This is a genomic window from Maritalea sp. YIW29 (assembly GCF_057219265.1).
The window spans coordinates 69185-81824 of the sequence record NZ_JBXVVF010000001.1; the positions used below are offsets into that span (position 1 = coordinate 69185).

Below are 12640 nucleotides of genomic sequence, written 5' to 3' on the forward strand. Positions count from 1 at the left end.
TTTGCGTTAGCTTGTTTGGCGCAGCCAATTGGCTGCGCCAATTCCTGCCGCTCTGCCCGTCGCTAAACAGGCACTGAGCAAATAGCCTCCCGTTGGTGCTTCCCAATCGATCATTTCGCCAGCAACGAACGTACCGGGTCGCTTTTTGAGCATATATTCTGCGTCGATCTCGGCCCATTCAATGCCGCCTGCCGTGGAAATTGCTTCGTCAATTGGGCGAGGGGCGAGCACCCGCAAATTCAGTGATTTAATATTCGCAGCTAGTTGCTCGGCATCGGCTTTTGCAGCTTCAGGATATAGTTCGCGCACCAATGCAGCTTTTGCACCGGTTAGTCGCGCGCCCTTGCGCAGGCGGTTGGATAAGCTTTGTTTTGGGTTTTGCTTTTCAAGCGCTGCCTTGAGCGTTTCGTTGGTCCTGTTCGGCACGAGGTCGATGGCAATCGATGCTTGCCCGTCGGTCTCCAATTGATCTCGAATGGCAGCGGCGTGTGCATAAATCAGACTGCCCTCAATGCCGGTTTTGTTGACAACAAACTCTCCTTCAATCGATCCCACATTTGACGAAACCACGACATTTTTGATCGGCTCTCCCGAAAATTTTTCGACAAAATGTTGGCTCCAGTTCACATCAAATCCACAGTTTGATGGGCGGAATGGTGCGACCGTAATCCCAGCTCTTTCAAGCCAATCAACCCACTTCGCGTTGGAACCTAGTTTTGCATAAGATGCGCCGCCCAAGGCCAATATTGTGACGTCCGGGGAGATGAGTAGCTCACCAGCTGGGGTGTCAAATTTCAGTTTTTCACCCTCATATCCGAGCCATTTATGTTTCGTTTTGAGGGTAATGCCCCCTTTATCCAGCCGATGCAGCCAATTGCGCAAAAGCGGCGATGCTTTCATGGCCTTGGGGAAGATGCGACCCGACGACCCGACAAATGTTTGTGCCTCCAGCTGATCTGCCCAGTTTTGAATATCGGTCGGCGTGAACTTGTTTAATGCCGCGTGGAGATGAGCGGAAGCTAAGCCAAACCGTTTTTTGAACGCATCAAACGGCTCCGAGTGGGTTAAGTTGAGCCCAGACTTTCCTGCCCAAAGAAACTTTCGCGCCGGCGACGGCATCGCATCATAAATGGTAACCGCGCAATCGCTGCCTATTAGCACTTCAGCGGCAGCTAGTCCCGCTGGCCCGGCCCCGATAATGGCGACTTGTTTCTTGTTTTCCATGGATGGGTTGTTCGCACATGTTCCTGGCTCAGGCAACAGCACTCTAACTCCAGCGAGACGCTTGCTGGTGTGATCCCGTCAAGAATTCGCCAATATTTTGACCAGAAAAAATCCCTATTTGGGCTTAGTTTCCACCGAATTGCATGAATAATCGCCACATATTTAATGTTTGGGGCAATTTTATGACTGATACTCATTTTACTACTTCTCGGACACCAACAATAGATCGTGAGCTGGAAAAGGCGTCGCTGCTGAAAGCGATAATCAAGTATCCGCTGATTTTGTGTCTGGTCTGGGCGTTTGACTTCTTACTGTTTGGGCATGGCAGAGGTCTAAATCTGTTTATCGTATGTCAGGCACTTTCCATCGCCGTTGTTGTGATGCGGGATTGGCGCGTTAATCGTGTGCTTTGGGTCAGTGCATGGTTGTTTTGCTTCCTCTGTTCATTGCCGCTTTTGGAAGCGCCAAGCATCTTTGGCATGGTCGTTGCGCTATATGGGTTGGCGACCTTGTCGACCTGTTGTTCTGGCCCGGTGACCGGCAAGTTTTACAATGCTGACTTAAGCCCTTTCTTTGTTCAAATGCCCCAGGTCATGTTTGATGAGTTGGTACGGATAGTTCGGCTCCCACTCCTATTGCTGCGCTGGCCATCAATGTCGGATAGTTTGAATTGGATCGTGCCAATTGGGCTTGGTGGAATTTTCCTTTTTCTGTTTGCGCAAGCCAACCCGCTTATTCAGCAGTCAATTGATATTTCTATCTTCATCAGCGGGACGTTTAGTATTGATATATTGCGGCCTCTCTTTTGGATTTCGACCGTGCTGGTTGTTGTTGCTTTCTTGGGACGGCGCATAGTTGCAAAACACAAATTGCAACATGACGATGCCGCTCCACAGACCCCGCCGCGTTGGCATTCTGTGTTTCAACACGGGGCCATTCTGAATTCATTGGTGCTGTTTAATCTCTTGTTTCTGGTGCAAACCTCGACGGATTTGATCTTTCTTTGGGGTCAGCAATCTTTGCCAAACGGCATATCGTTTGCCGAGTACGCCCATCGCGGGGCTTATCCATTGTTGGCGACGGCGCTGTTGGCCATCGCATTTATCCTCATCGCGATGCGGGAAAATGGGCCAGGTGAAAAATCTCCATTGATTAAAGCGTTGATCTACCTTTGGGTCCTTCAAAACATGCTTCTGGTAGCCTCCGCGCTCTATCGATTGCAAATTTATGTTCAAGAATATTCCCTAACCGGTCTGCGTTTTGCCGCTGGCATATGGATGGTCATGATCATTTTTGGTCTTTGTTCGATTGTTTTCCGCGTTGCGAAAAATAAGGGAAACCGATGGTTGATCAACATAAATTGGATGGTCGTTGTTGTGGTGTTTTTTGGCGCGGCGATGACCGATTTTGACAATGTTATCGCTGACTATAATGTCCAAAATAGTTTAGAAATTTCCGGCACAGGGCAGCGGCTGGATGTGGCCTACTTGGAACGGTTTGGGCCGGGTGCGGCGCCTGCGATCCACAAAGCGTTGACGGCTCACGACAAGTTTTCAATTATTTCGTTCAACCGACTAGGTCGTCATAGGCGACGGTTGAGTAAGCAAGCCAATTTGGAATGTAAAGATTGGCGTTGTTGGCATTTGCGCCAGCAAAGGCACGCTGTCATGCTAAATGGTGAGGCATTTGAGTTAAAACTTCGAACTAAGTGAATTTTCTGAAGAACCGGGTTTTGTCGAACATTACTTCAAGTTCTTCCATCCGCGCACGGGTTTCAGGCCAGGTGCGTTGTTGAACATCGGCGATGATGGTCTCGATCAACAGCATGGTGGTGACCGAGCTGTCCCAAGCCGAAGGGACGACGATCTTAAGGCTGAATGTGTGATCTGCCAGTTTGGCAATGGGCGAAAGCCATTGATCGGTGAAGAGTATGATTTTTGCACCGGCTTCGGCGGCCATTTCTGCGAGTTTTAGCGTCGATGTTTCGTACCTTCGTACATCAAAAATGACCACAACATCGTCCTTTTTGATGTCGAGTAGGTAGTGCGGCCAAGCATTTGAAATGGCCTGAATATGGGTCACGTCTTTGCGCAAAACTTGCATATGCAAGAAGAAATAGTCAGCAAGCGAGCGGGTGATACGGCCACCCACTACAAAAAGTGGCTTGTCTGTATCCGCCAGCAATTCACACGCGCTCTCGAACGTCTCAATGTCCAACTGCCCTAGGGAATGGCGCACATTTTCAAGCACCGCATCTGCAAATTTATTCACGATATGCTCGTCTGGTGCTTGATCAACCCAAGTGTCGTGCTTGGCAATCGGGTCAGAAATGGTGGCTTCGACTTCTTTGCGCAAAGCGGCTTGAAAGCTGGGAAATCCTTTAAAGCCTAGTTTTTGCACCAACCGTGCGACGGTGGGTGTTGAAACACCTGCGCCTTTGGCGACAGCAGTAATCGAACCCAAGCCTGAAACTGGATAATTCTCCATGAGATAATGAGAGAGTTGACGTTCTGCTCTCGTCAAATGGTCGAACTTACCTTGGAGCAGTTCTGCGACGGTGCTGGTACTTTCGGCCACTGTTAATTCTCCATTTCTCCCCGTTTATCAACAATCTGACCAAATATGAAGAAAAACTTTCAGAAACGATATTGACAAGTGAATTGTTTTTGAAGAAAAATGTACAAACGAGGAGTGATTGTGAATTTTTCTACAGAACGAGCAAATATGCGCGAAGAAATGTTTGAGGCGGTGGAGCTGATAAACGCAGACGGACAGTCACGCGTGCTGCTAATCTGTGAGCATGCGTCCAATCGCATCCCATCCCAGTTTTCTGATCTCGGCCTAGGCGACGATCTCAAGAGTTCTCATATTGCTTGGGACCCTGGCGCGCGTGAGGTGACTTTAAACATGGGTGAGCGTCTCGATGCTCAAGCCATATTGGGGAAAGTATCTCGGCTGATTTATGATTGTAATCGTCCACCCGAAGCCATCGATGCCGTTCCGGCGAGAAGTGAGATTTTTGATGTGCCGGGGAACGTTGCGCTTTCAGGCGAAGACTATCAAGAGCGCGTTGAGCGTTGTTTCGTGCCGTTTTCTGACATGGTTACAAAGACGATCCGTTGGCATAAAGACAATGCGGTCATTGTGACCATTCATAGCTTCACCCCTGTTTACAAAGGTGGCAAGCGTGACACGGAAATCGGCATTCTTTGCGACAGTGATCAACGGCTTGCGAAAGAAATGATGGCTCAATCATCAAAATACGATCAGTTCAAATTTGCACTCAACAAGCCATATGGTCCTGAAGATGGGGTCACTTATACGCTGAAGAAGCACGGGGTTGAGAACGGCTTGCACAATGTGATGATTGAAGTTCGAAACGACTTGATCAAGACCTCGGACCAGCAAGAAGCCATTGCCAAGATGCTGACTGAGTTGGTTCTGTCGTCTCTGGCGCGGCTTGAAGCCAATGAAGCGGCGGGGGCGAGCTGATGTATCCGTTCATGGGGAAATATGTTCGTGTTGTTGATGCGGTGAACTACCGAATGGGCCGTATAATGATGTATTTCATATTCGTCATGGTCGCCATTTTGCTGTGGTCTTCAATTTCTAAGACATTTTTCCTCCCATCATTGTGGACCTTAGAGGTGGCACAGTTCGCCATGGTTTCCTATTATGTGTTGGGTGGGCCATACTCAATGCAACAGGGCTCGCATGTGCGCATGGATCTGTTCTATGGCGCATGGTCTGACAAAAAGAAGGCGCAGATCGACGCGATCACTGTGCTGTTCCTCATTTTCTATCTTGGCGTCATGTTGTACGGGGCATACGACAGCACCAGCTATTCCTTCCAATATGGCGAGCGCAGTCCAACGGCTTGGCGCCCCTATCTCTGGCCGATCAAAATCATCATGTGTTTCGGCATCCTTATGATGCTCCTGCAATCAATCTCTGAACTGTTCAAAGACATTGCGACACTCAAGGGAGTGGACCTGTAAATGTCTTATGAAATGATCGCCATTTTCATGTTCGCATCGATGATGTTGATGATGTTCACCGGACAGCGCGTCTTCGCGGCCATTGGCGCGGTTGCGGCCATTGCTGCGCTGTTCCTGTGGGGCACAGGTGGTTCTGATATCCCCTTTTCGTCTGCGATGAAGTTGATGAAATGGTACCCGCTTTTGACGCTGCCCATGTTCATTTTCATGGGCTACATCCTGTCTGAAAGTAAGATTGCTGACGATCTTTATAAGATGTTCCATGTTTGGATGGGCCCGGTACATGGCGGGCTGGCAATCGGTACGATCGGTTTGATGGTGCTTGTTTCCGCCATGAATGGTCTTTCGGTTGCTGGAATGGCAATCGGCGCGACAATTGCGCTGCCCGAATTGCTGCGCCGTGGATACGATAAACGCATGGTCACTGGAGTTATACAAGCCGGGTCCTCCCTCGGCATTTTAGTGCCGCCTTCGGTTGTGCTGGTTCTTTATGCAATGATTGCTCGGCAGCCGGTTGGCCAGCTTTGGTTGGCTGGTGTTTTTCCTGGCCTATTGATGGCGGCACTTTTCATTCTTTACATATACATACGGTGCAAAATTCAGCCTGAACTCGGGCCCGTTTTGCCCAAGGAAGAACGCGAAGTGCCCATGGGTGAAAAGGTGCGCCTGCTGGGTGCAGGACTTTTGCCGCTCACTATTTTTGCGGCGATGATGGTGCCCTTTATCAATGGTTGGACAAGCCTTGTGGAAAGTTCCGCGATCGGCGCGATGACGGCTTTTGTTGCAGCCATCCTGAAAGGGCGTATGAACCGCCAAGTATTTGAAGTATCGGTCCGCCAGACGCTTCTGATTTCATGCATGTTTATGTGGATTATCCTAGCGGCGCTTGGGTTTGGTGCAGTGTTTGATGGACTTGGCGCGGTGCGGGCCATCGACAATCTGTTCACTGATCAGTTGGGCTTGAACCCATGGGTCATCTTGATTTTGATGCAGCTGTCATTCTTGATTATGGGCACGTTCCTTGATGACACCGCTATGTTGGTGATTGTTGCGCCGCTTTATGTTCCGCTTGTCAAAGTGCTTGGCTTTGACCTGATTTGGTACGGTGTGCTCTACACGATCACCACTCAAATCGCCTATATGACACCGCCGTTTGGTTACAACCTGTTTTTGATGCGCGCCATGGCACCACCTGAGATTACACTGAAAGACATTTATGGCTCGATTTTGCCATTCGTCTTGGTGATGCTCTTTGCGCTCACACTCATAATTTTGTTCCCACAGATTGCACTCTGGTTACCCAACGCAGTCTACGGAAAGTAACGATATAAAAGACCCAAGAAAATTGGGCTCGAACTGCATAAACGAGGAGAAAGAAATGACGACTAGACGTAAGTTTTTGACCGGCGCCGCACTTGCAGCCCCGGCCGCCGCTCTGGCCACTCCGGCGATAGCGCAATCCAAAATCCGATGGCGGATGCAAACCTATGCTGGCTCAGCTTTGGGCGAACATGTGGTGAAACCAGCCATTGATGCCTTCAACAAAGTTGCAGGCGATGAGATGGAAATTGAATTGTTCTACGCCGATCAATTGGTACCAACTGGTGAATTGTTCCGAGCCATGCAAAAAGGAACAATCGATGCGGTTCAATCAGACGATGATTCAATGGCATCACCAACCGAAGTGACCGTGTTTGGTGGCTATTTCCCGTTTGCAAGCCGTTATTCGCTCGACGTGCCAGTATTGTTCAACCAATATGGTTTAAACGAGATTTGGGATGAAGAATATTCAAAAGTTGGCGTGAAACATTTGTCTGCTGGCGCTTGGGACCCATGTCACTTTGCGACCAAAGACCCAATCCGCAGCCTTGCCGATCTTAAGGGCAAGCGCGTGTTTACGTTCCCAACGGCCGGTCGTTTCTTAAGCCAGTTTGGTGTTGTTCCTGTAACGCTTCCTTGGGAAGATATTGAGGTCGCGGTGCAAACCGGCGAGCTTGATGGTATCGCATGGTCCGGCATCACAGAAGATTACACAGTTGGCTGGGCAGACGTAACAAACTACTTCCTCACCAACAATATTTCTGGTGCGTGGGCTGGTTCGTTCTTTGCAAATATGGATCGCTACAATGAACTACCTGACCATTTGAAGCAGTTGCTGCAATTGGCAATGGATAGCTCACACTATTATCGTCAATGGTGGTACTGGGGTGGTGAAGCATCGCTGCGGGTAAATGGTCCAAAGATGGAATTAACTTCAATTCCTGATGAGGAATGGGCAACAGTTGAAAATGCTGCGCTTAAGTTCTGGGATGAGATCGCTGCAGAATCTCCAACCAAGGCTAAAGTTGTGGAAATTTTCAAAAAGTACAATGCGGACATGACCAAAGCTGGGCGTCCGTATCGTTACAGCTAAGAATACCGTCTCGGGGCCGATTGTGGTTCCGAGACATTTTCCTTTACAGTTCTTTCCTAAATGAACTCGATCTAATTGGACGTCGATATGCCAGGAAATCTATCTTTTGAAACACTAAAAAGCCAAGTCGCAAGCGGTGAAATTGATACCGTATTGGTGATGTTTCCTGACATGCAGGGACGTCTAATGGGCAAGCGATTTCATGGCGCTCATTTTGTAAACAGCGCTTGGGAAGAGACCCATTGTTGCAATTATTTATTGGCAACTGACTTGGAGATGTTCACGGTTGAAGGCTATGCCGCAACCAGCTGGCAGTCCGGTTATGGCGACTATGTGATGAAGCCCGACCTTTCCACATTGCGGCCCGTTCCTTGGCTTGAAGGTACAGCAATGGTTTTGTGTGATGTGCTTGATCATCATACACATGAAGAAATTTCTCATTCACCTCGTGCGATGCTCAAAAAGCAAATTTCGCGGCTGAATGAGCTGGGCGTATCCGCGATGATGGCAACAGAGCTTGAGTTCTTTTTGTTTGAGAACAGCTTTGATGAGGTGCGCAAATCCGGCTTTCGTGATTTGAAACCAATCAGCGGTTACAATGAAGATTATCATATCCTGCAAACCACCAAAGAAGAAGTGGTGATGCGACCCTTGCGCAATCATCTTTATGCGGCGGGCATTCCGATTGAGAACTCCAAAGGTGAGGCGGAAGCGGGCCAAGAAGAACTCAATATTCGCTATGGTGAAGCACTTGATTGCGCGGACCATCACACAATCGCCAAACATGCGATCAAGGAAATTGCTTGGCAGCAAGGGCATGCGGCTACCTTTTTGCCCAAATGGCATCATGAGCGGGTCGGGAGCTCTTCTCATGTCCATCAATCGCTTTGGAAAGATGGGGCCAATGTGTTCTTTGATCCAGATGCTGAATTGGGCATGTCTGATTTGATGCGCCATTACATGGCGGGTTTGATTAAGTATGCGCCTGAATATACCTACTTTCTGGCGCCTTATATCAATAGCTATAAGCGTTTCCAAAAAGGTACATTTGCGCCGACCAAAACGGTGTGGTCTGTGGATAATCGCACAGCGGGTTTCCGACTATGTGGTGATGGCACAAAGGCAATTCGTGTTGAATGTCGAATTGGCGGTTCGGATCTCAACCCTTATCTTGCGCAGGCCGCTCAGTTGGCTGCTGGCATAAAGGGCATTGAAGAAAAGCTTGAACTGGCGCCACCCACGGCTGGCGACGTTTATGCTGATGAAGGTGCAGGAGAAATTCCACAAACACTTCGCGATGCAGCCGTGACCCTTAAAGGGTCTAAGATGTTGCGCGAGGCGTTTGGCGATGAAGTTGTGGCCCATTATGTGCGCGCAGCGGAATGGGAACAGGAAGAGTTTGACCGGGTGGTGACGGATTATGAGATCGCCCGGGGATTTGAAAGAGCCTAAAATGACAGACAATGTTACATGTATTTCTCCCATTGATGGGTCGATCTATGCTGAGCGTGATTTGCTGAGCGAGAGCGAAGCAAAGGCTGCGGTTGACGCCGCATCTGCGGCACAAAAGACATGGGCTGCACGTCCACTGGATGAGCGTATTGCCCTTGTTCAAGCTGGCGTTAAAAAAGTCGGTGAGATGAATGACCAAGTGGTTGAAGAACTGGCTTGGCAGATGGGCCGTCCTGTGCGTTATGGCGGCGAGTTTGGTGGCTTTAACGAGCGTGCTTCTCACATGGCGAAAATTGCACCTGATGCTTTAGCGCCAATAGAAGTTGAGGATAGTGGCAGCTTTAACCGCTATATCGAGCGTGTGCCCCATGGCGTGGTGCTGGTTGTTGCGCCTTGGAACTATCCCTTTATGACAGCCATTAACTCTGTGGCCCCAGCTTTGATCGCTGGCAACACAGTGATGCTTAAACATGCGTCACAAACATTGTTGGTGGGCGAACGGATGGCTGAGGCTTTCCATGCGATTGGCATTCCAAAAGATGTTTTCCAAAATGTATTTTTAAGTCACGACACAACGTCTTCACTCATTGCAGCGAAGTCATTTGGCTTTGTGAATTTTACGGGCTCTGTTGGGGGCGGACAAGCAATGGAACGCGCCGCTGCGGGCACCTTCACCGGTGTGGGGACAGAGCTTGGCGGTAAAGATCCGGGCTATGTGATGGACGATGCCGATGTTGATGCAGCTGTGGACACACTGATTGATGGCGCGATGTTTAACTCGGGCCAATGTTGCTGTGGAATTGAACGTATTTATGTGGCTGAAAGCCTGTTTGACGGGTTTGTCGAGAAGGCGGTGAAAATTGTTTCAGGCTACAAGCTGGGTAATCCGTTGGATAAAGAAACCACCATTGGGCCAATGGCGCATAAGCGGTTTGCGGACGAGGTGAGGGCGCAGGTAAGCGAGGCGATTACTGCGGGCGCTAAACCCTTAATCGATCCAGCTCTGTTCCCTGAAGATGATGGCGGCGCATATCTGATGCCGCAAATCTTGGTGAATGTAGATCACTCCATGCGTGTAATGCGGGACGAGAGCTTTGGTCCTGTTGTTGGCATCATGAAGGTCAAGGATGACGCTGAAGCGATCCAATTGATGAATGATAGTGAATTTGGGCTTACGGCATCTTTATGGACCAAAGACATTGAGCGTGCGCGTCAAGTCGGCCAAGCAATCGAAACCGGAACGGTGTTTATGAACCGTGCGGACTATCTTGATCCGGCTCTTTGCTGGACAGGTTGCAAAAACACCGGACGTGGCGGTGGCCTTTCTGTGATCGGCTATCATAATCTCACCCGTCCAAAATCATACCATCTAAAGAAGGCGTAACGCGTAATGTTGTTGCAAGGAAATTGGAATTATCCAACCCCAATTCGATTTGGCGCAGGCCGTATCTCAGAGATTGCAGATGCATGTGCTGCTGTTGGCATTAAGAAGCCGTTGTTGGTGAGCGACAAAGGGCTAGCTAAACTGCCCATAACAACCAACACGCTTGACCTGCTGGAGGCCGCAGGCCTTGGCGGGGCGATGTTCTCTGAAGTTGATCCAAATCCAAGCGAGTTGAACGCGGAAGCGGGCCTCAAGCAATATCGCGAAGGTGGGCATGATGGTGTGATTGCCTTTGGCGGCGGGTCAGCGCTCGATTTGGGTAAAGTCATTGCCTTCATGTCCGGGCAAACGCGTCCGCTTTGGGACTTTGAAGATGTTGGCGACTGGTGGACAAGGGCCGATGTTGATGGCATTGCGCCGATCGTTGCGGTGCCAACCACCGCGGGTACTGGGTCCGAGGTTGGTCGAGCCTCGATTATTACCAACTCGGTGACCCACGAGAAGAAGATCATCTTCCATCCAAAGATTTTGCCGTCAGTCGTGATTTGTGATCCAGAACTTTCTGTGGGTATGCCGGCCTTCATCACGTCAGGTACGGGGATGGATGCATTTGCGCATTGTTTGGAAGCCTTTTGCTCGCCCCATTATCATCCGATGAGCCAAGGTATTGCGCTTGAAGGTATGCGGTTGGTGAAAGAATATTTGCCGCGCGCTTATGCGGATGGGTCTGACATTGAAGCCCGCGCACATATGATGTCAGCCGCTGCAATGGGGTCAACTGCGTTCCAAAAGGGCTTAGGGGCAATCCACGCCCTGTCGCACCCAATCGGCGCCGTACATAACACGCACCACGGCACCACCAATGCGGTGGTGATGCAGCCTGTGCTGACATTTAACCGCCCAGCGGTTGAAGATCGTTTGACACAAGCGGCGAACTATCTTGGCATTGAAGGCGGTTATGAAGGTTTTTATGCCTATATCGGCGAACTCAATGACAGCCTTGGCGTTCCAAAAAACCTTACCGAGTTGGGTGTGACGGACCCTGATCTGCAAAAACTGACCAATTCCGCCCTTCAAGACCCAAGCACAGGCGGCAATCCGGTTGAAATGAATTACGATAACACGCTTGAACTTTTGAAAGCCTGTTTCTAATCCCTAGCCGTTCCTAATGCGGTTCAACTTGAGCTGGCTCTTTTGGGCCAGCTTTTTTTGTTTGCAATGCCTATTCGCTTGATGCTGAAATATGGGGAAGTTGGATAGCGGGGCTCGGCATGCGGCAAAAATCAGTTATTTGGGTTACGTTGTTCGCTGCGATTTGGGCTTTGCAATTTCAAGGTATGGCGATTGCCGAGCAAGTGCCTGTTGCCGAACAAAATTGTGCCAATCCGGTTATTGATGAGCAGGGCTTTGCTCTAATCAGCTGTGATGTGAAGATCTCTGCTCCGCAAATGGCACCCGGTGAAAAGCTCTCGCTGCAATACCATATTCGCCCCGGCTATGATGTTAGTTTGCCAGCTACGATTCCGGATGCGAAGAAGGTGGATACAGATTTTTCGTCGGAACAAGATTGGCAATGTGTGTCTCAAGGTGCGCCACAACCGCCAGCTCATGGGTGCTTCATAAAAAGCGAAGATTTCAACGCCGCTAATAGTGAAACGGTTTTCCATTCTGAGATTTTGCTGCGTAACCCTAACAACACGCGAGATATCCAAAGTTGTTTCCGTATCGTCGGGGGCGGCGCTGATCGGGCTCTTAAGTGTCAATCAGTTGCCATGAATGCGCCTGAGGCAAGTCTATCCATCAAGCAAAGCTGCAATGATGTTCGGTCTGACGGATCCTTTGCAAGCTTCGATTGCTCAATCAGCGTTGTTGGTGCGCATTTGCTGCCCAAAACTTTCGCGCAACTGCGCCACAGCGTTTTGGTCGGTGATGTGATGATTGAAAGCAGGGTGCTAAAACAGTCGAGTGAAGATGGCTGGGCGTGTGAGGCAGCGCAATGTTTTATCGACAGTGATGACCTTATTGTGCTGGGTGGCTCGTCGAAATTGGAACTTTCACAGCGTGTCGCAGAACCGCATGTGGACCGCCAGTTATCTTCCTGCGTCCAAGTCACCACCCGGACGCCAAAACTTGCAGGTGCCCGCAATTGTGTCGTGCTCAACCGATAGG

The 12640-nt window shown here is 49.7% G+C and carries 11 protein-coding genes; 9 read left to right on the forward strand and 2 right to left on the reverse strand.

The annotated features are described in order from the left end of the window. Positions 1-6 precede the first annotated feature (6 nt). Positions 7-1224, reverse strand: coding sequence for a TIGR03862 family flavoprotein (locus AC2D8L_RS00335; RefSeq protein ID WP_484685129.1), 1218 nt, complete (start codon positions 1222-1224; stop codon positions 7-9). A 182-nt stretch (positions 1225-1406) separates the two neighbouring features. Here AC2D8L_RS00335 and AC2D8L_RS00340 point away from each other — a divergent pair, with 182 nt between their 5' ends. Then, the gene (locus AC2D8L_RS00340; protein ID WP_484683461.1) at positions 1407-2936 is read left to right on the forward strand and encodes a DUF4153 domain-containing protein; all 1530 of its coding nucleotides are present in this window, start codon (positions 1407-1409) and stop codon (positions 2934-2936) included. On the opposite strand, the gene AC2D8L_RS00345 is transcribed toward AC2D8L_RS00340, so the two are convergent. Then, complete coding sequence (locus tag AC2D8L_RS00345) at positions 2929-3801, reverse strand: MurR/RpiR family transcriptional regulator (protein ID WP_484683462.1); 873 nt, start codon at positions 3799-3801, stop codon at positions 2929-2931. The genes AC2D8L_RS00340 and AC2D8L_RS00345 overlap by 8 nt on opposite strands. A 120-nt stretch (positions 3802-3921) precedes the next feature. On the opposite strand from AC2D8L_RS00345, the gene AC2D8L_RS00350 reads away from it, so the two are divergent. The 8 genes from AC2D8L_RS00350 (at position 3922) to AC2D8L_RS00385 (ending at position 12639) form a co-directional block, all read left to right on the forward strand. After that, on the forward strand, positions 3922-4716 hold the full coding sequence (locus AC2D8L_RS00350; RefSeq protein ID WP_484683463.1) for an N-formylglutamate amidohydrolase: 795 nt from the start codon (positions 3922-3924) through the stop codon (positions 4714-4716). An 11-nt stretch (positions 4717-4727) separates the two neighbouring features. Continuing rightward, entirely contained in the window at positions 4728-5222 is a 495-nt protein-coding gene (locus AC2D8L_RS00355; RefSeq protein ID WP_484683464.1) for a TRAP transporter small permease subunit, read from the forward strand. Next, positions 5223-6545 carry a TRAP transporter large permease gene (locus AC2D8L_RS00360; RefSeq protein ID WP_484683465.1) on the forward strand — a complete coding sequence of 441 codons (1323 nt, stop codon included), beginning with the start codon at positions 5223-5225 and terminating at the stop codon, positions 6543-6545. A 55-nt stretch (positions 6546-6600) separates the two neighbouring features. After that, positions 6601-7635: a TRAP transporter substrate-binding protein gene (locus tag AC2D8L_RS00365; protein ID WP_484683466.1), complete on the forward strand. Its 1035-nt coding sequence runs from the start codon at positions 6601-6603 to the stop codon at positions 7633-7635. Between the two features lie 87 nt (positions 7636-7722). Further along, positions 7723-9087: a glutamine synthetase family protein gene (locus AC2D8L_RS00370; RefSeq protein ID WP_484683467.1), complete on the forward strand. Its 1365-nt coding sequence runs from the start codon at positions 7723-7725 to the stop codon at positions 9085-9087. Position 9088: 1 nt separating this feature from the next. Beyond that, entirely contained in the window at positions 9089-10471 is a 1383-nt protein-coding gene (locus AC2D8L_RS00375) for an aldehyde dehydrogenase family protein (RefSeq protein ID WP_484683468.1), read from the forward strand. A 6-nt stretch (positions 10472-10477) separates the two neighbouring features. Beyond that, positions 10478-11623 (forward strand): iron-containing alcohol dehydrogenase, encoded by a 1146-nt coding sequence (locus AC2D8L_RS00380; protein ID WP_484683469.1) that lies wholly within the window; start codon positions 10478-10480, stop codon positions 11621-11623. Positions 11624-11742: 119 nt separating this feature from the next. Further along, the gene (locus AC2D8L_RS00385; RefSeq protein ID WP_484683470.1) at positions 11743-12639 is read left to right on the forward strand and encodes a hypothetical protein; all 897 of its coding nucleotides are present in this window, start codon (positions 11743-11745) and stop codon (positions 12637-12639) included. Position 12640: the final 1 nt, after the last annotated feature.